This window comes from Guyparkeria halopsychrophila (genome assembly GCF_044582135.1).
Classification (GTDB): Bacteria; Pseudomonadota; Gammaproteobacteria; order Halothiobacillales; family Halothiobacillaceae; genus Guyparkeria.
Map to the genome: position 1 here is coordinate 1 of NZ_JBDODP010000017.1, position 20,515 is coordinate 20,515.

General features: G+C 65.6%; 15 protein-coding genes. 8 read left to right on the plus strand and 7 right to left on the minus strand.

The annotated features are described in order from the left end of the window. Positions 1-328: 328 nt before the first annotated feature. The gene (locus ABGV18_RS08455) at positions 329-1,714 is read left to right on the plus strand and encodes a GGDEF domain-containing protein (RefSeq protein ID WP_396582377.1); all 1,386 of its coding nucleotides are present in this window, start codon (positions 329-331) and stop codon (positions 1,712-1,714) included. Between the two features lie 3 nt (positions 1,715-1,717). Here the strand turns inward: ABGV18_RS08455 and ABGV18_RS08460 are convergent, their stop codons facing one another. Then, positions 1,718-2,593: a helix-turn-helix transcriptional regulator gene (locus ABGV18_RS08460; RefSeq protein ID WP_396582375.1), complete on the minus strand. Its 876-nt coding sequence runs from the start codon at positions 2,591-2,593 to the stop codon at positions 1,718-1,720. A 128-nt stretch (positions 2,594-2,721) separates the two neighbouring features. On the opposite strand from ABGV18_RS08460, the gene ABGV18_RS08465 reads away from it, so the two are divergent. Continuing rightward, positions 2,722-3,024 carry a hypothetical protein gene (locus ABGV18_RS08465; RefSeq protein ID WP_396582374.1) on the plus strand — a complete coding sequence of 101 codons (303 nt, stop codon included), beginning with the start codon at positions 2,722-2,724 and terminating at the stop codon, positions 3,022-3,024. Between the two features lie 244 nt (positions 3,025-3,268). Continuing rightward, complete coding sequence (locus tag ABGV18_RS08470) at positions 3,269-4,990, plus strand: potassium/proton antiporter (RefSeq protein ID WP_396585653.1); 1,722 nt, start codon at positions 3,269-3,271, stop codon at positions 4,988-4,990. 6 nt (positions 4,991-4,996) lie between these two features. On the opposite strand, the gene ABGV18_RS08475 is transcribed toward ABGV18_RS08470, so the two are convergent. From ABGV18_RS08475 to ABGV18_RS08485, 3 genes are all read right to left on the minus strand, one after another. Then, positions 4,997-5,596, minus strand: a complete 600-nt coding sequence (locus ABGV18_RS08475) for a uracil-DNA glycosylase family protein (RefSeq protein ID WP_396582372.1) — start codon at positions 5,594-5,596, stop codon at positions 4,997-4,999. Further along, the gene (locus ABGV18_RS08480) at positions 5,586-6,521 is read right to left on the minus strand and encodes a histone deacetylase family protein (RefSeq protein WP_396582371.1); all 936 of its coding nucleotides are present in this window, start codon (positions 6,519-6,521) and stop codon (positions 5,586-5,588) included. The genes ABGV18_RS08475 and ABGV18_RS08480 overlap by 11 nt, the downstream gene beginning before the upstream one ends. Before the next feature lie 107 nt (positions 6,522-6,628). Beyond that, positions 6,629-7,528, minus strand: a complete 900-nt coding sequence (locus ABGV18_RS08485) for a universal stress protein (protein WP_396585654.1) — start codon at positions 7,526-7,528, stop codon at positions 6,629-6,631. Between the two features lie 121 nt (positions 7,529-7,649). Between ABGV18_RS08485 and ABGV18_RS08490 the strand changes: the two genes are divergently transcribed. The 3 genes from ABGV18_RS08490 to ABGV18_RS08500 are packed head-to-tail and all read left to right on the plus strand — an operon-like array spanning position 7,650 to position 9,941. Beyond that, complete coding sequence (locus tag ABGV18_RS08490) at positions 7,650-9,197, plus strand: DUF1538 domain-containing protein (protein ID WP_396585655.1); 1,548 nt, start codon at positions 7,650-7,652, stop codon at positions 9,195-9,197. Then, positions 9,194-9,541 (plus strand): P-II family nitrogen regulator, encoded by a 348-nt coding sequence (locus ABGV18_RS08495; protein ID WP_396582367.1) that lies wholly within the window; start codon positions 9,194-9,196, stop codon positions 9,539-9,541. Before ABGV18_RS08490 ends, ABGV18_RS08495 begins: the two co-directional genes overlap by 4 nt. Continuing rightward, positions 9,531-9,941 carry a CBS domain-containing protein gene (locus ABGV18_RS08500; protein WP_396582366.1) on the plus strand — a complete coding sequence of 137 codons (411 nt, stop codon included), beginning with the start codon at positions 9,531-9,533 and terminating at the stop codon, positions 9,939-9,941. Before ABGV18_RS08495 ends, ABGV18_RS08500 begins: the two co-directional genes overlap by 11 nt. Before the next feature lie 89 nt (positions 9,942-10,030). On the opposite strand, the gene ABGV18_RS08505 is transcribed toward ABGV18_RS08500, so the two are convergent. The 3 genes from ABGV18_RS08505 to recQ all read right to left on the minus strand — a co-directional run bounded on the left by ABGV18_RS08505 (position 10,031) and on the right by recQ (position 16,539). After that, positions 10,031-10,954, minus strand: coding sequence for an alpha/beta hydrolase (locus ABGV18_RS08505; RefSeq protein WP_396582365.1), 924 nt, complete (start codon positions 10,952-10,954; stop codon positions 10,031-10,033). Between the two features lie 527 nt (positions 10,955-11,481). Further along, complete coding sequence (locus ABGV18_RS08510) at positions 11,482-14,601, minus strand: error-prone DNA polymerase (protein ID WP_396582363.1); 3,120 nt, start codon at positions 14,599-14,601, stop codon at positions 11,482-11,484. Positions 14,602-14,733: 132 nt separating this feature from the next. Further along, the gene (gene recQ, locus ABGV18_RS08515; RefSeq protein ID WP_396582361.1) at positions 14,734-16,539 is read right to left on the minus strand and encodes a DNA helicase RecQ; all 1,806 of its coding nucleotides are present in this window, start codon (positions 16,537-16,539) and stop codon (positions 14,734-14,736) included. 152 nt (positions 16,540-16,691) lie between these two features. On the opposite strand from recQ, the gene ABGV18_RS08520 reads away from it, so the two are divergent. Next, positions 16,692-18,269 carry an inorganic phosphate transporter gene (locus ABGV18_RS08520; protein ID WP_396585656.1) on the plus strand — a complete coding sequence of 526 codons (1,578 nt, stop codon included), beginning with the start codon at positions 16,692-16,694 and terminating at the stop codon, positions 18,267-18,269. Between the two features lie 35 nt (positions 18,270-18,304). Next, entirely contained in the window at positions 18,305-20,464 is a 2,160-nt protein-coding gene (locus ABGV18_RS08525) for a tRNA(Met) cytidine acetyltransferase TmcA (RefSeq protein WP_396582358.1), read from the plus strand. The last annotated feature ends 51 nt before the right edge of the window (positions 20,465-20,515 follow it).

The window sequence follows — 20,515 nt, forward strand, 5'->3', positions numbered from 1 at the left end:
TCTCGGGTTCCCCCTTTTGTGTGGACATACCCCACTCTTATAGCTGGGAACGCCGAGATTACAACCCCATCACTTCCTCATAAATCAACACGTTGCACGCTCTCTACCGCTTAATGCGTTGTTCCGGAAAGCACCGGTGCCCGGAACGATCACCCGATTGCCAGGGAGTGGCGGCCCGGGAGACGTCCGGTCGCCACTGCCAACACCAATGGGTCGCCTCGCCCGACTGACACCTTTCTCCATGCAAGGCGGTAGGGTAAATTAGCCGTCAGCTGTAGCTCGAAGTGCTATCAATAAAACATAGGCATGACTTTCCCGAGGTCGAGGAATGGCGGAATCCAGCGACTTCTACCGCAAGAGCTACGAGCGAATGCTCCGAGAGTTCACGCGTCTGGAAGACCACGACCTGCGGCTGGTGAAGCTGTTCAAGCTGACCATTAGCCGCACACTGATCGCGGTGGAAAAGGCCTATCCCAGTCTCGTACCCATGTGCAATCGCATCCGCAGCCATGTCAGCCGCCAGGCGGATGCCGAGTTCCCGCTCGATCAGCTTCAGGTGGATATCGAAAAACTCTCCGAGAGCCTGCGCAAGCTGGAAAGCGGCCGTGAGCCAACGGGAGACGAAGATAACCAATCGAACAACTCGCGCACCGATTTTCAGCGCAAGTTGTTCGTGCGGGAATTCATTCCGCAGATGCTCGAGGACATCGCCTTTATCGGCCCACTGGAAAGCCATCGCCGCCAGTTGCTCGAGGCGATAGCCGCCCATCGATTCGATGCTCACCCCAGCCTCCTGATCGACCGCACCGTGGCGCTGATCAACGAGATGCGCCAGATGATCGAGCAGGAGAAAACCGAACTCGCCCAGTTTCTCGACGAGATCCGCTCTTCGGTGCAGAAGATCGAGGAGGATGCCTTCAATCAGGGGCGCGAGGCGGAGGAGCGCCGCGGCAAGCTCAAGCGCTTCGACAACGTGCTCGCCAGGGGCGTTGGCAAGCTCAAAAAAGATGTCGAGCAGGCCCAGGACATCGACACCATCAAGCAGACCGTCCGTGATCAGATCGAGAACCTGCACAGCAAGGTGCGTGAATTTCACGAGACGGAAGGCCGGCGCTTGGCGGAATTCGAAAGCCAGAACCTGCGCTTGCGGGGCTACCTCACCACCGTGATCCGTCGCGCAAAGATGCAAGAGGCAAAGCTCAAGCAGCAGTGTGGTGATCGCAATCGCTGTCCGCTGACCTCCCTGCCCAACGCCTTTGCGTTCGAACAGCACCTGCAGGCGGAACTGGGGCGACTCGCACCGGAGCGACCGCCCAAGTCACTGCTATACGTCGAGATCGACCATTTCGATGATCTGATCCAGTTGCAGGGCCAGGAAACCGCCGACAGGATATTGATCGTGATGGTCCAGGTGATCTCGCGCAAGATTCACTACAACGACTTCCTGGCACGCATCGGCCCGGGACGATTCGCCGTGATCCTTGCCGAGCAGGACGGCTCGGCAGGAATCGAATTGGCTGACCGAATCCATACCCGGATGACACGCACCAAACTGCGCCGCGGTGGTAGCAGTCTCAAGATCACGGTCTCATGTGGCGTGACGGACCTGGAAATTGGGCAAATCTCCGAAGAGGCCTACCGACACGTGCTCGAAGCACTGCAGCACGCCAAGACCCAGGGCACCGGTCACTGTCAGAGGATCGGGCCGACTTGAGAGTCAGTCCCAGCCGTTTCTTGCTGCCACCCCAGGATTGAGCAGCCGAATCTGCTGCACCACCGGATCGGGGTGTTCGCGTTCAGGCTCGATCTGCATCAAGCGCAACAAGTAGGGCAACAGCGCACGGCGCACCGTCACACCGCGCTCACCATCGACCATGCCGTAATCTGCGGCGATCACCGCCTGTTGGGCCGGCGGCAGATCGGGATGGACACCCACCCGCAACGTCACCTCCTCGAACCAGTCGGCATCGCCGTCCCGCGGCGCACCCGGCTGATCCGGCAATGCTGCGGCATTCGTCATCCGTGCGAGCACGAAGTCTCGATATTCGCCGTGCTCGTGGCTAAACGCGCGTAGATGCCAGCGAAAGCCGCTGTAGACCAGGGTGTGCGGGGACAGCTCAAGCGTTCGTGGATGCGGCCGGCGCATCGACTGATAGTCCACCCGCAGCCGATGCCCATTGCTGGCCGCCGCCGAAACCGCACGCAGAATATCCAGATCCAGTTCACGCTCGAGTGGACGCAGCAATTCGACCGTCGGCCCGGCCGCGGCCAGCGCGACTACCGGCCGATTCTCCCCCGGCAAGGCGGCCAACACGTCCAGCAATTCAGAGGTACGTCCCGAGAGCAGCAACGCGGCGAAGTGCTCAGCGGGCTCGTAGTATTTCTGCGAGCGGTTGTAGACCAGGTTGTCCGGGGCGAGCGCCTGATAGACGGCAAAGTCCTTGGAGGCCTGCGCCCGACTGATGCCGAAACTCTCGGTCAGTGCCTGGGTACGGACCCAGCCGTTGAGCAGCACGGTGCACTCGAGCAGCTTGAGGCGCTGGCGCAGGTCCCACTTCAGGTCGGCGATGGTGGTCGGGGTGTTTGGGTTCATGCGACCTCATTCTCCGCCCCGGCACTGGTATGTCAATAAAAACGACGTAAGTTTGTTGACAGGTCCATATTGTGTGCATACTATCTGGACATGCCTATTTTGTAGGCAGTTAATAGAGGAGCGCAATCATGCAGACCTACCGTGACGAAGTGATCGATTTCTGGGCCAACATCTTCCGCGCCTGCCGCCTGTCGACAACCGGCCTCGACCTGGAGACCTTCCTCGAGGCACCCACCCGGCACCTCGATCAGCTCGGCCTGTCGGATGCCGTCGAGATGCTCGCCGGCGGCCACCTGCCGCTGCTGCCCGAACAGGCCCTGGTCCGGCGCGAGATCGACGCCCGGTTCCCGCTGCCGGCCGCACCGAAGGCGCCACCGGTTGCCACTCGGCCCTTTCTCGAGACGCCCGCCTTTCTCGCTGTGGCAACCTGACAAGGAGTAAACCCCCACCCTGGCGGGGAGGTGGGGCTCAACCGAACCTGCCGGGGCGGCGGCCCCAAGTGAACCATCCACTTGATGATCCCGGGGATGATCCCGGGCACGAGTCCGTCGGGGTGGACTAGGCTCTTCGCACTGACAGACCTCGTTGCGGGCAACCGGTCCCGGCGGCACGCCCGCTTGGGGCGATGCCTCGCGTATAGTTTAGGCACCGCCACCCACGCCCGATCCGAGAGCCATGGACGCGACCAACTCGTTTATTTTGCTCGGCGCCCTGCTGCTGTTTTCCAGCATTCTGGCCAGTATGGCCTCGGCGCGCTTTGGCTTCCCGCTGCTGCTGATCTTCCTCGCGGTGGGGATGCTCGCCGGGCAGGAGGGCCCCGGCGGGGTCGAGTTCGACGACTTCAAGACCGCCTTTCTGATCGGCAACATCGCGCTGGCCATCATCCTGCTCGACGGCGGGTTGCGCACCCATATCCGCACCTTCCGCGTCGCCCTCAAGCCCGCCCTGTCCCTGGCAACCGTCGGCGTGATGATCACCGCCGGTGGCATCGGCGCGTTCGCCACCTGGCTGATGGGGTTCGATTGGTACTACGGGCTACTGCTCGGGGCGATCGTGGGCTCGACGGACGCCGCGGCGGTGTTCTCGCTGCTCAAGGGCAGCGGCACCCGGCTCAACGAGCGGGTCGGCTCGACGCTGGAGATCGAATCGGGCATCAACGATCCGATGGCGATTTTCCTCACCATCACGCTCCTCGAAGTCATCTCGAGTAGCCAGTCGCTTTTCGACCCCTGGATCCTGCTGTTCCTGGTGCAGCAATTCGGCATCGGTGCGGTGCTCGGCGTGGCCTTCGGCTTCATCCTGCGCGAGACGCTGCGGCGCATCGAACTGGCCGAGGGCCTCTATGCGCTGCTGATCGCCTCGGGCGGGCTGCTGTCCTTCGCCATCATCAACGAGCTGGGCGGCAGCGGGTTTCTCGGCGTCTACCTCACCGGGCTGGTGATCGGCACGGCCAAGAATCGCGGCACCTTCCATGTCCTGCGCATCATGGATGGCCTGGCGTGGCTGGCCCAAGCGGGGATGTTCCTGATCCTGGGGCTGCTGGTCACGCCGTCAGCGGTGCTCGACCAGATCGTCCCGGCCCTTATCCTGGCATTCGCCCTGCTGCTGGTGGCCCGGCCGATCGCCATCTGGATCGGGCTGTGGCCGTTTCATTTTAATTGGCGCGAGACCACCTTCATTGCCTGGGTGGGGCTGCGCGGTGCGGTACCCATCGTGCTCGCCCTGTTCCCGATGATCTACGGCATCCCTGGGGCGGAACGTTTCTTCGAGATCGCCTACGTGGTGGTGATCACCTCGCTCTTGATTCAGGGCAGCAGCATTTCGCTCGCCGCTCGACTGCTGAAAGTCGAGGTGCCGCCCGAGCCGGAACCCCGGCATCGGGCCGACCTCAATTTGCCGATCGAGCCGCGGCTGGAGATGGTGCAATTCGTGGTCGGCGAGCATACCGACGCCGACAGCGCCGGGCCGGAGCGGATGCCCTTCGGCGAGTCGGTGTCCATCGCCGGCGTGGTGCGCAATCTCGCGCTGCGCAAACCCGACACGGGCTTCACCTTTCAGCCGGGTGACATCGTGCTGACCATCATCCCCGAGGACATGATCGGTGATCTCAGCCGATTCTTCTCCGGCGAGCGGCGCAAGAAGACGGCTCTGGTCGAGCAAACCTTCTTCGGCGTCTTCTCCCTGCGCGGCGGGGCGAAGGTGGCGGATCTCGCCGCCGTCTACGGCATCCGCTCGTCCGAGGAACTGCGCGAGTCGACACTCGACGAGGCCATCAAGTCCCTGCTGCGCAACCCGCCGGTGGTGGGTGACTCGGTCGACCTGGATCGCGTGCGCCTGACGGTGCGCGAGATGGAAGGGCCGACGATCACGCAGGTGGGTCTCAAGTTCCGCCAGTGAGTGGGATCAGTCCGGGTCGAGCAACCGCGCGACGCGGGCTCGCAAGGCGGGCACCACCTCCTCTTCGAACCACGGATTGTTCCTCAGCCAGCGATTGTTGCGCGGGCTGGGATGCGGCAGCGGAAAGTGCGTCGGGGCGAACCGGCGCCAGTCGGCGACCACGTCGGTCAGGCGCTGGCCGCCTTTGAGCCCTAAGTGCCATCCCAGCGCATACCGACCGATGACCACCGTGGTCTCGACAGTCGGCATCGCGTCGAGCAACGGGTGGCGCCAGGTCGGGGCACACTCCGGCCGAGGCGGCATATCCCCACCCCGGCCGGTGCCCGGAAAGCAGAAGCCCATCGGCACGATGGCGATGGCCGGGTGGTGATAGAAGGTCTCGCGATCGATACCGAGCCAGTCGCGCAGGCGATTGCCGCTGGGGTCGTTGAACGGCAGGCCGGTCTCGTGCACCCGTCGCCCCGGGGCCTGGGCGGCAATCAGCAGACGGGCCTCGCGGCGGGCGATGAACACCGGCCGCGGGCCGAGCGGCAGGTCCGCCTCGCACAAACGGCAGGCGCGTATCTCGGCCTCGAGTTCCTCCAGGGCGATGGGCTCAGCCGGCATCCCCGTCCAGGGCCTTGAGGTGGGCGAGCACCGAGTCCTCCAACCCTTCCAGGTCGTAGCCTCCCTCTAGCAAGGACACCACCGGCAGGTCGTCTCCGCCCGCCGCGGCGATCGCCTCGCGGGTGATCCAGGCAAAATCCTCGTCCTCGAGAATCCAGCCGCCCAGCGGATCGTTCTTGTGGGCGTCGAAACCGGCGGAGAACAGCAACAGTTGCGGGCGGAAATCGGCCAGCGTGTCGAACCAGACCGACTCGCGCACCCCTTTGCGGAATGCCTTGCCATCGGTCATGTTGGGCAGGCCGATCGGAAAGCAGTTATCGGCGATCGGCGGGATGCCCGAATAGGGGTAGAACGGGTGCTGGAAGACCGAGAAGAAGCGCACCGCGTCGCTGTTGGCAACGATCTCCTCGGTGCCGTCGCCGTGATGCACGTCGAAATCGACGATCGCCACCCGCTCAAGACCATGGTGGCGGATGGCGTAATAGGCCGCGATACAGACGTTGTTGAACACGCAAAAGCCACGCGGTTGGCAGGGGCCGGCGTGATGGCCCGGCGGGCGGGTCGCGAGAAAGGCACGCCGCTCGGGCCCCGGCAGGACCGCATCGATGGCCGCCTTCGCCGCACCCACCACCCGTCGGCTGGCATCGATGGTGTACTCGTTCAGCGAGGTATCGCCATCCACCCGCAGCACTCCGGAATCGGTGGGCGCCTGGCTGAAGATCGCCTCGACGTAACGCGGGTCGTGGGCCAACTCGTAATCGCTCTTGTCGCCCAAGGGCGCCTCGACTCGTTCATAACGATCAGCCGGGAACCGCTCGATCGCCGCCATCACCGCGTCCAGGCGCTCGGGGCGCTCCGGGTGCGGCAGCATGACGTCGTTTTCGTTCTCGTGCTTCCAGCAGACCGGGTGGCTGTAGATGAGCATGGGGCAAGTCCTCTTGGGCAGTTCGGCGGGCGTCGATCAAATCAAGCACGCGACCGGGCCGTTGTAAAGAATACTCCGGCGGTATCGAGTGCCCTGCCTACCGATCGTCAGACGCCCTCGTCGCCGGCACGCACGGTCAGCACGTCACCCTTCGACTCGCGCAGGATGTGTTGGGCCACGCTGCCGAGCAGCAGGTGGCGCAGCCCGGTATCGCCCTGGGTGCCACAGACGGTCAAGTCGGCGCGGGCCTTGATCGCCGCGTCGACCACCGCGGTGCCGGGATGGCCGGCGATAACGCGATAGTCCGGCTCGTGATCGCCGCGTACACCCACCTCGCGGGCGAACTCGCGCAGATGATCGTGCAGGGCCTCTTCCTGTTCCTGGCGCAGGCGCTCGTAGGTCGCCGCTTCGATGTAGCTCTCGAACCAGGTCTCGTAGGCATGCACCAGGGTGAACTGCGCCTGCGGCGCCCAGTCGAGCGCCGCGCGCAGCGCCGCCCGGCTCGATTCGGAGAAATCGATGGCCACGGCCACCTTTTGGTAGGCGTGGGTCGGTTCCACCCGGGCAACCAGCACCGGTACGTTGCTGGCGCGCACCATCTTCTCGGCGGTCGTGCCGATGAACCAGTCGCGCACCGCGTGGCGCCCGTGGGCCCCCACCACGACCAGGCGCGCGGCAATGGAGGTGGCCATCTCGGTGGCCACCGCGGCCGGCTTGCCCAGCCGCGCCTGCACGTCCGATGCGGGCGGCTCGATCCCCAGGCGCCCCGCCGCCTCCTGCACTTGCGATTTCAGGCCGGCGAGTGCCTCGCGCAGCAATTCGGCGCGCAGGTCGTCCGAGTCGAGATCACGGGTCTTGGCCACCCACCACAACGGCTCCTCCTGGATGACGTGCAGCGCGGTCAAGGAACAGGAGCGATGGGCGGCCAGCTGCGTCGCCCGGGTAATCGCCACCTCGCTGGCCTCCGAGAGGTCACTGGCAATCAGGATCGGACAGGTTTCGGCCATGGGGCGCTCCTTGCGACTAAGTTATCTTGCTTGTGAAGGTACCATCAGGCCATTCGTCTAAACCAGCGCCGCGATGCCACTCTAGCTCGGCACTGACCGTCGATCCCGGAGCAGGAACGCCTTGCAAGACCTCAAGATCTTCTGGAACACCCTGCTGCACGCCGGCCGCAACCTGCTGCCGATCGTGCTCGTGGTCGCCGTGTTCCAGCTGTTCGTGCTCGAGTCCGTGCCCGAAGGCCTGACCGGCATCCTGATCGGCCTGGGCGTGGTGGTCGTCGGCGTCGCCCTGTTCCTGCAGGGTCTGGAAATGGGCATCTTCCCTATCGGCAAGAGCCTCTCGAACGCCTTTGCCCGGCGGGGGTCGCTGCCCTTGCTGCTGGCCTTCGGTTTTTCCTTCGGTTTTGCCGCCGTGATCGCCGAACCGGCCCTGATCGCGGTGGCCGAACAGGCCCAGACCATCAGCCAGGGGCATATCGATGCGCTGACCCTGCGACTGATTATCGCCACCTCCGTGGGGGTGGTGGTGGCCTTGGGCGTGTTGCGCACCCTGCTCGGCCTGCCACTGCACTGGTTCATGATCGGCGGCTACATCACGGTGGTCACCGTCACCTGGTTCGCACCGGCCGAGATCGTCGGTCTGGCCTATGACTCGGGTGGCGTGACCACCAATATCGTCACCGTGCCCTTGATCGCGGCAGTAGGCATGGGGCTGGCCGCCTCGGTCAGTGGCCGCAACGTGCTTTCCGACGGCTTTGGCCTGGTGGCACTTGCCGTGATGGTGCCGATGATCACCGTGCAGGCCTACGGCATCTACGTATTCGAAATTGTCGGTGTCGATCCGGGTGCCGACTCGCTGGATCTGGCCGCACAAGCCGATGCCAAGCAGGCCCATCTCGACCCGATGGGCATCCTCACGGGCTTGCTGATCACGCTGCGCGACGTGCTGCCGATCATCGCCGCCGTGCTGTTCTTCCAGCTGGCGATCCTCCGCCAGCGCATCCCGCATCTCAAGCGCGTGATTATCGGCTTTCTGCTGGTCATCCTGGGGCTGTACGCCTTTGTCGTCGGCCTCAAGCTGGGGCTGTTCCCGATCGGCGAGCGCATGGCCGACCAGCTGATCGCCCAAGACAACGTGATCTTCCTGTACCTGTTTGCCTTTGCGATCGGCTTTGCCACCACCATGGCCGAACCGGCGTTGATCGCCATCGGTGACCAGGCCGAGCACGCCGCCCAGGGGCAGATCCGCGCCTCGATCATCCGCCTGCTGGTTGCCGTGGGTGTCGCGATCGGTATCACAATCGGCGTGCACCGCATACTGGCCGGGGATTCGATCCACTATTACGTGATCGGCGGCTACGCGCTGGTGATCCTGCTGACGCTCCTGGCGCCGCGCTACATCATCGCCCTGGCCTATGATCTGGGCGGGGTAACCACCTCGGAGGTGACCGTGCCGCTGGTCACGGCGCTGGGCATCGGCCTGGCCACGCAAATCGAGGGACGTGATGCGCTGATGGACGGCTTCGGCCTGATCGCCTTTGCCTCGATCTTCCCGATCGTGACCGTGCTCGGCTACGCCACGATCGCCGAGTTCGCCAACCGACGGCAGGCAAACCGGCCCTCGGGCCGGCCACCGAATGACACATCGACTGAAGAGGACGCACCGCGATGAGATTTTCCGTACTGGTCGCCATTCTCGCCGAGGATATGGAGGAAAAGGCCGTCGAGGTGGCCAAGACCGCCGGCGCCGGCGGCGTGACCCTGCTCAATGGCCGCGGCATCGGTGCCGAGGAAAAAAAGACCTTTTTCGGGCTGACCTACGAGGGCAGCCAGTCGGTATTGCTGTTCGTGCTCGAGCGCTCGCTGTCGCTCAAGGTGATGAAGGCGCTGACCCGGGAGCTCGAGTTGACCGACCACTCGCGCGGCGTCGTATTCACCCTGCCGCTCGAGCATATCGCCGGTATCGAGAACCGGCAGGTAGAACGTTTCCAGGAGAACGTGAAAGATGACCTCTGAAACCCGCCCCCGGCTGGTCGGCGACGTGATGGTCCGCGAGGTTGCGACCATCTCGCCCATGGCCACCCTGCGTGAGGCCCTGCGCGAGATGCGCCAGAAGCGCGTGAAATCGCTGGTGGTCGAGAAGGCCCATCCGCATGACGCCTACGGCATCCTCACCTACACCTCGATTCTGCGCACCATCGTCGCCGAGGAAGGCGACATCGATCTGGCGAACGTCTACGACGTGATGAGCAAGCCGGCGATCTCGGTCCCCGAAGGCATGGAGATCAAGTACGCCGCCCGCCTGATGGTCTCCCAATCGATCCGTCGCGTCATCGTGCTCAGAAGCGATGACCTGGTCGGCATCGTCACCATGAGCGACATCGTCGAATCGATCATGGAACTGGCCGAGCGCTGAAACACGGGCAAGCGAACGAAAAAAGGCGCACCCACTCGGGCCCGCCTTTCTGTCTCTTCCCGACCGATTCGGCCGGGTCACTCATTGGCTTACTGCCAGCCGATAAAATCGGTGGCGGCATCGGCCGCGTCATACAGGAACAGGTCGCGGAACATGTGATCCGCACCGGAGACAACCGTCATCTCGATGTGATCGTCTTCGACCCGCTCTGCCATCTTCTCTTCAAGATCGGTAACGGTCTCGTCCGCGCCGGCGACGATCACGAGCGTCGGCACAGAGACCTCGCCCAGCACCGTGGGCGTATCCATGCGCGGATCCTCGCGGTAGTAGCTGACCACGCTCGAGGCGGCGGCGCGGGTATCCGGGCAGTAGATGAAATCCATCTCCATCAACTCGTCGCCCTTGCCCTCGTCGACCAGTGCCTCGGCCTTCTCCAGCAGCGGGGCGAGCTCGGTGTCGTAGTTCGACTTGTAGTCCTTGGCGTAGTAGCCCTCGGACCAGGTCTGCGGTGCCAGCAGGACCGCCTTCTCGACCATCGGATCGGCCTGATCGGCGAGATAGCGCGCCACCTGGTTACCACCGCGCGAGTGCCCCATCACGGCCAGCCGCTCGGCACCCTCACCCTTGAGCCACTCGGCCCAGGCAGCGATCTCGTCGACCGCATCCTCGTGCTTGTGACGATGGGTGGAATCGCAGTCATACATGCCTTCGCGGGCGTCCTGACCGAGGCTCAAGTTGATGGCCAGCGAGTTGTAGCCGGCATCACGCAGCAGTTCCTGCATGCTGCTCATGATATCCATCTGCCCGTGGGCAAGCGTGCCGTGGACCATTAGTACCACGCCGTCCTCGACGGAACTGCCCGGCGCCATCTCCATGTACCCGACCAGGGTCATGTCGTCGTGCTCCAGTTCGACCCGGTCGGCGGCCTGCGCAACCGACTGGACCAGGCCGATCCCACCGACCAGCGGCAGGCAGAGCGCCGCCGTGGCAATACGTTTCAACATGCGTTTCATTGTTATCTCCCCTTTGGTGGACGAGTCGGTAGACGTCGACTTCAAAGTGTAGCCCGCTCTCACCGGTCACGCCCCTCCGTATGCCGCAGCAAACATGTCCTGGCTAACGTCCTTGGCTGACGTTCTGGACGAACGCAAACGTCCCCACGAGAGGCCGAGTGGAAAGACACGAACAGGACGCGACAGAGGCAACGATGTTTTTCCAACAGACAAAAAAATGGGCAGGTCGCTCCCCGTGGGAACAGACCTGCCCGCAAAACTCACCGCAGGAGGAGTCGATGAAAACGAAGAAGCATCTAAATGCGACTCACGGCCTATGACCGGAACGAGATTCAGGAGTTCCCCGAACCACGCTGAATCGCTGGAATCGATGCGCTGCGCTGGTCGATTCCTGGGGCTTGGCCGATTCGACCGCCCTTCGTTTTCAAGTGACGAGCCGAGTATAGCGCCCCAATATGCGAATGCAAACGTTTCGCATTGCCGTTTGCATGACATGGTGATGACAGCCCGCCAGACCCTCGGCTGACCTAATGAAAATCCCGCGAATGGGTGGGCAACTCGCCCAGCCACTCGCTGTGATCGACCAGCATGCGCGCGACGAGATGGGCGACGCCGTCGCGGTGTTGCCATTGACCGCGCACCTCCAGCAGACGCGCATTGACCACCACCTGCTGGTATGCGGCGACGCGATCCGGCCAGACGATCACGTTGACCGTGCCCACCTCGTCCTCGAGCGTGAGAAACACCGTGCCCTTGGCCGTGCCAGGGCGCTGGCGCATGGTCACCAGACCGCAGTAGCGCGTGTGGGCACCATCGTGCCGAGTCTTGAGCTCGTCGCTGCGTCGCAGCCGCAACTGCCGCAGCCGCTCGCGCAACAGGCCCAGCGGATGGCCGTTCAACGACAGGCCCAGTCGCTGGTAGTCGGCGACGATGGTTTCGGCCTGGTTCGGCGCGGGCAATTCGACGGACGGTTCGGCCACCATTCGATCGGCCGGCAAGCCGGCCTCGAGGTCCATGTCCGCCGGGATGCCGCTCGCCGACCAGTGCGCCGCGTATCGATTGCCCTCCAACGCGGCGAAGGCACCCGCATGGGCCAACGCGCGGCGGTCACGGACATCCAGGCGCGTCCGACGCACGCAGTCGGCCACATCGCGAAAGGCCGCCTGATCCCGGGCGGCCAGCAAGCGCTCGATGCCGGCAGCGGAAAGGCCGTGAATGCGCCCCAGCCCCAGGCGCAGGGCGTGAGTCTGGACGGCATACCCCGCTTCTTCCAGTGGTTCGAGCGTGCTCTCGCCGTCACTGGCCATCACGCAGGGCGGGCGCACCACCACGCCGTGACGACGGGCGTCCTGCACCAGTTGCGATGGGCCGTAGAAGCCCATCGGCTGGCTGTTCAACAGCGCGCAGTAGAAGGCGACCGGCTCGTGGCACTTGAGCCAGGCCGAGGCGTAGGCGATCACGGCGAAGCTGGCCGAGTGCGATTCGGGAAAGCCGTACTCGCCGAAGCCGAGAATCTGCCGGTAGACGCGATCGGCGAATTCGGCAGCAAAGCCGCGCTCGGTCATGCCGTCGAACAGGCGTCGGCGAAAGTCCTCCAGCGTGCCGCGCTTGCGCCAGGCGCCCAATGCGCGCCGGAGTTGGTCGGCCTCGCCGGCGGAAAACCCGGCGGCCACCATGGCCAGCTCGATCACCTGCTCCTGGAAGATCGGCACGCCCAGCGTGCGACCCAGCACCCGCCGGATGTCCTCGTTGGGATATTCCTCGCGCTCGAGCCCCTGCCGGCGCTTGAGATAGGGGTGGACCATCTCGCCCTGGATCGGACCGGGGCGGACGATGGCAATCTCGATCACCAGGTCGTAGAACGAGCGCGGCTTGAGCCGCGGCAGCATGCTCATCTGCGCGCGCGACTCGATCTGGAACACGCCGACGGTATCCGCCCGGCTGATCATCTCGAAGGTGGCCGGATCCTCGCGCGGGATCGACCACAGTGCCAGTTCCTGATCGCCTGGACGATGGAAATTGACCAGTTCCATCGCCCGGCGCACCGCCGAGAGCATGCCCAGCGCCAGTACGTCGATCTTCATCAGACCGACGGCGTCCAGGTCGTCCTTGTCCCACTGGATCACGGTCCGGTCGGCCATCGAGGCGTTCTCCACCGGCACCAGGTCGGCCAATTGGCCGCGGGCGATGACGAACCCGCCGACGTGCTGGGAGAGATGCCGCGGCATGCCGGTAAGCTGCCGGGCGATCGCCAGCCACCAGTGAATCTGGCGCAGGTTGCCGTCGACGCCGGCCGCAGCCAGCTTGTCGGCATCCACCTCGCGATCCCACCAGGCGAGCTGCTCATTGACACGCTCGGTGACGTCCTCGCCCACGCCCAGCGCCCGAGCGGCGTCGCGCAGCGCGGACTTGCGTCGGTAGCGGATCACCGTGGCCGCCAGCGCGGCCCGCTCGCGCCCGTAGCGGCGGTAGATGTACTGCATCACCTCCTCGCGGCGGTGGTGCTCGAAGTCGACGTCGATGTCCGGCGGCTCGGCGCGCTCCTTGGAAATGAAGCGCTCAAACAGCATCGAGGATTCGGCCGGATTGACCGCCGTGATGCCGAGCGCAAAGCACACCGCCGAATTCGCCGCCGAGCCGCGCCCCTGGCAGAGAATCCCCCGCGAGCGGGCGAAACGCACGATGTCGTGCACGGTAAGAAAGTAGGGCTCGAAGGCCATCTCGTGGATGATCGAGAGCTCGCGCTCGATCTGTGCGGACACACGCTCGGGGATGCCCTCGGGCCAACGCCCAGCCGCCCCCTCCAAGGTCAACCGACGCAACTGCTCGCGCCCGGTCACACCCGGCGGGATGTCGTCCAGCGGGTACTCGTAGGACAGTTCGTCGAGCGAGAAGTGGCACGACTCGGCGACCGCGATGGCCTCGGCCCGCCACTCGGCCGGAAACCGATCGGCGAGCAGCTCGACCGGACGCAGATGGCGCTCGGCATTCGACGGCAGTCGATCGGCCGCCTCCATCACGGTCACGCGATGACGCAGGGCCGTGACCACGTCCAGCAGCGGCTTTTCTTGCCGATCGGCCATCAGCGTATCGCCCAGGGCGGTGACGGGCAGATCGCGGGCTTCTGCCAGCGCCCGGGCATGGCCGGATCGACGTCCGTCCAGTCCGTCGAGCCACGCCACCACGCCCAGCCAGGGGCGGATGTTGCCGGCCAGAAGCCAGTCCGGCGAGACCATGCCACCGGCCGGCACCTGCCAGATCACCCGTACCCCCACATCCAGCCCATCCAGCCCATCGAGCACGTCCGCCCGGCCAAGCCGGTACTCGCCCTTGGTCGCCGCCCGGCGCCCGCGGGTGACGATCTGGCTGATCGCCGCATAGCCGGCCCGACTCGCGGCCAGCAGCACCAGCTGGTCACCCTCCTCAAGGTGCAGCCGCGTACCGAGGATCAGTTGCGGACGCCCGTCCTCCGGCAAGGCCCGCCACCCCTGCTGGGCCCGCACCACCCCGGCCAGCGAACATTCGTCGCAGATGGCGATGGCCGCGTAACCGCGCGCGGCCGCCACCTCGACCAGCCGCTCGGGGTCGGGCGTGGCGGTCAGGAAGCTGAAATTGGAACGGGCGGACAACTCGGCATGGGCATTCATGCCGATACTGTATATAAATACAGCTTAGGATATCCAGTCACTCATCAAGTCGATCTGTACCAACCCGCATACCGACTCGAATCATCGAGTCAGAGTCGTCGCCCCCGGCACCAACGACGGCAAGTCGGCTGGTCAGCCGGCATGCGCCTGCAGGATGCGCAGGAACCCCTCGCCGTATTTCTCCAGCTTGTGCTCGCCCACCCCGGAGACCGCCGCCATTTCCTCGAGGCCAGTCGGTCGTATCTCGAGCATGTGCTTGAGGGTGGCATCGCTGAACACCATGTACGGCGGAATGCCCTGCTCTTCGGCCAGCCGCTTGCGATGGGCGCGCAGCGAATCCCAGAGTGGCTCGTCTTCCGCGGGCACCGGGGTGCTGCCCGGCTTTGCCCCGCGCCGACCCGCTTGGCGCTTTTTCTCGGGACGCAGATGCAGGCGCTCCTCGCCGCGCAGCACGGTGCGGGCGCTGGGGTCGAGGTGCAGTCCACCGTGGCCTTCGGCATCGACGGCGATCAGCCCGCGCGCGATCAACTGGCGGAACAGGCCCCGCCAGGCGGTGGCGGACAATTCCGTGCCGATACCGAAGGTGGATATCTGGTCGTGGCCGAAGCGGCGCATCCGGTCGTCCGCCTCGCCGCGCAACACCGCAACCAGGTAGTTCACGCCGAAGCGCTGCCCGGTGCGATGAATGCAGGACAGCGCCTTCTGCGCGGCCTCGGTGGCATCCCAGGTCTCCGGTGGCTCGAGACAGTTGTCGCAGTTGCCGCAGGGTTCGGCCAGCGTCTCGCCGAAATAGCCCAGCAACGACTGGCGACGGCAGCGGGTCTCCTCGGTCAACCCGAGCATGGCGTCGAGCTTGGCCTGCTCGATGCGCTTGATGCGTTCGTCCGCCTCGGAACCGGCCATCATCTGGCGCAGGGTGAGCACGTCCTGCAGGCCGTAGTCCATCCAGGCATCGGCCGGCAGGCCGTCACGCCCGGCCCGGCCGGTCTCCTGGTAGTAGGCCTCGATGCTCTTGGGCAGGTTCAGGTGCGCGACGAAACGCACATCGGGCTTGTCGATGCCCATGCCGAAGGCGATGGTCGCGACCACGATGACGCCCTCCTCGGCGAGAAAGCGCTCTTGAACGGTGCGCCGGTGATCGGCCGACAAGCCGGCGTGGTAGGGCAAGGCGACCAGGCCCTGGCTGCTGAGCCATTCGGCGGTCTGCTCGACCTTCTTGCGTGACAGGCAGTAGACGATGCCCGCCTCGCCCGCGTGCTCCTCGCGGATGAAACGCAGCAGCCGGTCGCGGCTACCGCCACTGCCCTGGCTGATGCGATAACGGATATTGGGCCGGTCGAAACCTGAGACGAAGCGCCGCGCGTTATCCAACCGCAGGCGGTTGATGATCTCCTCACGGGTCGCCTCGTCGGCCGTGGCGGTCAGGGCAATGCGGGGGACGTTCGGGAAGTGGTCGGCCAGTTCGCCCAGACGGATGTACTCCGGGCGGAAGTCGTGGCCCCACTGCGAGACGCAGTGCGCCTCGTCGATAGCGATCAGGTTGACCGGCAGGCCCGACAATCGCTCGAGCGCCGCCGGGGTCATCAGCCGCTCCGGCGCCAGGTAGAGCAGATCGAGTTCCCCGGCGTGCAATTGGCGGATCACCTCGCGGGATTGCTCGGCCGAGAGGCTGGAGTTGAGAAAGGCCGCGGCCACGCCCAGCTGGCGCAGCGCGGCAACCTGGTCCTGCATCAGGGCGATCAGCGGCGAGACCACGATGGCCGTGCCGGGGCTCGACAGCGCCGGCACCTGGTAGCACAGCGACTTGCCGCCGCCGGTGGGCATCAGGACCAGGGCATCGCGGCCCGAGGTGACCGTCTCGATCACCTCGCCCTGCGGCGGGCGGAAGTCCTCGTAACCGAAGACGCTGTTCAGGATTTCGCGGGGGGTTTTTGACATGGCGCGTATTGGGCCAGATTCGGCCTCGGAAGGAAACCGCGCACGGTCGAACACGCGCGCTCAAGACCGACTCCCGGGCTTGGGAAATGGACGAAGCGGCGCGGGTCCGATAACGTTCCGTTTTTCATGACATTGTGACAGGCGTATTCGACATGGATCTCAACGAGATGGACGCGTCCGAAAAGGTTGCCCAACCCGCCGGCCGGGAGCTGTTCCGCTTTGGTGTGGCCCTGCTGTTCGTCATCGGCGTAGCGCTGTTCACCTGGCTCACCCAGGGGCACGTCAGTCTCGTTATGGTGGCCGCCGCGGTGATCGGCGCCTACATGGCCATGAACATCGGCGCGAACGACGTCGCCAACAATGTCGGCCCGGCCGTCGGCTCGAAGGCCCTGACCCTGGGCGGGGCCATCGCCATCGCCGCGATCTTCGAGGCGGCCGGCGCGATCATCGCCGGTGGTGACGTGGTCAGCACCATCAAGGGCGGCATCATCGACCCGGCCGCCATCGATGACCCGATGACCTTCGTCTGGCTGATGATGGCCGCCCTGCTCGCCGCGGCGATCTGGCTCAACCTCGCCACCGCGATGGGCGCACCCGTCTCGACCACCCACTCGATCGTCGGCGGGGTGATGGGCGGCGGTATCGCCGCGGCCGGCTGGGGCATCGCCAACTGGGGCACGGTCGGACAAATCGCGGCCAGCTGGGTGATCTCGCCCCTGCTCGGCGGGCTGCTCGCCGCCGTTCTGTTGTACCTGATCAAGCGGAGCATCACCTATCAGGACGACCTGATCGATGCGGCGAAAAAACGCGTCCCCTGGTTCCTCGCGCTGATGGCCTGGGCCTTCGGCACGTATCTCGTGGTCAAGGGCCTGAAAAAGATCATCGAGATCCCGTTCCTGGGCGCCGTGCTGATCGGCCTAGTGCTCGCCGGGATCGTATTCTTCATCGTCCGTCCCATCGTCGCCCGAGCCGCCGACGGCATGCAGGAAAACAACAAGGCGAGCGTCAATCGCCTGTTTATCCTGCCGCTGATCTTCGCCGCCGCCCTGCTGAGCTTCGCCCACGGCTCGAACGACGTCGCCAACGCAGTCGGCCCGCTGGCCGCGATCAACGATGCGCTCACGCAGGCGGGCACCGCCTCCGAGGCGGCCATTCCGTTGTGGGTGATGCTGATCGGTGCACTCGGTCTGGCGGTGGGTCTCGCGCTGTATGGCCCGAAACTAATCCGCACCGTCGGTCACGAGATCACCGACATCGATCCGATGCGCGCCTACTGCATCGCGTTGGCCGCCACCCTGACGGTCATCCTCGCCTCGCAACTCGGCCTGCCGGTCTCCACCACGCATGTGACCATCGGCGCGGTATTCGGCGTCGGGTTCCTGCGCGAATACCTCAAGTCCAACTACGACCGTCTCGAACAACAGGTCCGCGACCTGCACCCGGAAAGTGATGACGACGAGGTGATGCAGGAATACCTCGAGCGCTTCCGGGCAGCGCCGCTCAAGCAAAAGAAGCGGATGCTCCAGGAGCTCAAGGACAAGAACATGCGTCGCGAGGCACACATCAGCAAACGCCAGCGCAAGGGCCTGAAGAAGATCTACAAGCGTGAACTGGTCAAGCGCTCGCTGGTGCTCAAGGTCGTCGCCGCCTGGGTGATCACCGTGCCGGCCGCCGCGCTGCTGGCCGCGATGTTCTTTTTCGTGATCCGCGGCATCTTCGCCGGCGGGTGATCGCCAGCGCTGGCCAAGGAGCCTAGAATCCCTCCATGCCAGCGCACCCGACCGACCTGACCCTACGCGACACGCTCGACGCCGCCCTGCCCGCCTGGCAACGCGCCGGCCATCGCCTGCCGGTACTGCTCGCCGGCTCGCGCGACTGGGCACTGACCGCAGCAAAGGCGCTGGTCAATGCAGATACGCTCTGGGTGGGCCCCGATGCCCCGCCAACAATCCACTCGCTCGGCTTTCGCCGCACCCGCGAATCACTGGGCGGGGAATACGACCGGGTGGTATTCAACGCCCTGTCGGGGTTCGACCCCGATGCCCTCGGTGCGGTCGCCGGCCTGCCCCGTGCCGGCGGCTGCCTGATCCTGCTCGTCCCACCGCTGGCCGACTGGCCCGACCGGGAGGACCCGGAACTGGCCCGGATCACGCCCTACCCGTTCACCCCGGCGGATGCCGGCTCGGCCTACGTCCGTCGCCTGATTCGCCTCTTGGCCGAACAGCCCGTGTTGTGGAGTGTGACGGAGGGCCAGCCGCTACCACCGGCACCGTTTCCCGCCTTGCATGCCGGCAAGCCGCCACTCGCCGCCGCGCCCTGCCGCACGCCCGAGCAGGCCGAAGCGGTCGAGCGCATCCTTGCCGTGGCCAACGGCCGCCCGCGCCGACCGTTGGTGCTGCGCTCGCACCGGGGACGCGGCAAGAGCTCGGCACTGGGCATTGCCGCGGCTCACGCCCTGCAGATGGGCTTGGGCGACGTGCTGGTCACCGCGCCACGGCGCGCGGCAATCGAGCCGGTGTTCGCGCGCGCCGCCGAGGTCGTCGGGACCGAAACCGATGCCGATGGCACGCTGCGTCTCGGCGCCCACAGCCTGCGGTTCGTACCGCCAGATGTACTAATCGAGCAGCGCCCATCGGGACGCCTGTTGCTGGTCGACGAGGCGGCGGCCCTGCCCGCCGGCCTGCTCGAGGACCTGTTCGCGAGCCACTCGCGCTGCGTGTTCGCCACCACCGAGCACGGTTACGAAGGCAGCGGCCGCGGCTTCGCGCTGCGGTTCCTGCCCCGTCTCGAGGAGCAGGCGGTCTCGGTGCATCACCAGCGGCTCATTACGCCGATACGCTGGGCGGCGGACGACCCGCTCGAGACCCTGATCGACCGGCTGCTGCTTCTCGATGCCGAGCCGGCCGACCTGCCGGCGGAGGGCCCCCTCGCCCCCGGCCCGCCGCGACAGCTGGATCGCGACGCACTGGCCGCCGACGAGCCTCGGCTCGTCGAGCTGTTCGGCCTGCTGGTCAGCGCCCATTACCGCACCACGCCGCGCGATCTACGCCAGTTGCTCGAGGCACCCGGCACCCACCTGTGGGCAATCCAGGCAGACGACCGAATCCTGGCGACCGCCGTGGTACAGGACGAAGGCAACCTGCCCGAATCGCTTGCCGAGGCGGTATTCGCCGGCGAACGCCGCCTGCATGGCCACCTGCTGCCGCAGACCCTCGCGGCACACGCCGGCGAGGCCGACTGGCCAACGCTGTCCGGCCGACGGATCCAGCGAATTGCCGTCCATCCGGCGGCCCGTCGGCGCGGTCTCGGCCGGCGGCTGGTGGCAGCCATCGCCGAGACGGCCCGTGCCGACGGCCTTGATTTCCTCGGCGTGAGTTTCGGCGCACAGGATGACCTGGTCGACTTCTGGTGGGCCTGCAATCTCGTCGGCCTGCATCTCGGCCAGCACCGCGACCCGGCCTCGGGGCAGGAGGCGATGGTCATGGCATTGGGGTTGTCACCGGCGGGACAGGAAGCGGTCACACATACCACGCGTCGTCTGGTCGGAACCGTGGCAGACCGTGCTGCCGGGCCCTTGCGCCACACCCACCCCGCCCGACTGTCGGGGCTGCTGGCGAGCACGCCGCCGGCTGACATGCCCACCCTCGATGACGTCGAACGCCGGCAGATCGAAGCCTGCGCCTACCGTCGTCATCACTTGGATGCCGCGCTTGGGCCACTGCGCCGCTTCCTGCCGACGGCGCTCGGCCATCCCGCGGTGATCGAGGCCCTCGCTTCGGATGATCGCGCTCTGCTGACTGCTCGCTTCCTGCAGCTCCACGAGGACACGGCAGTGGCCACCCGATTCGGGCTGACCGGACGCCGGGCAGTCGATGAGGCATGCCGGAGGATGCTGGGAAAGATCCTCGAGGTACTGGCAGGCTAGAGTGGGAATAGCGCGCTATGCTTGACGCCGACGACGCACCAATCCGGCGCG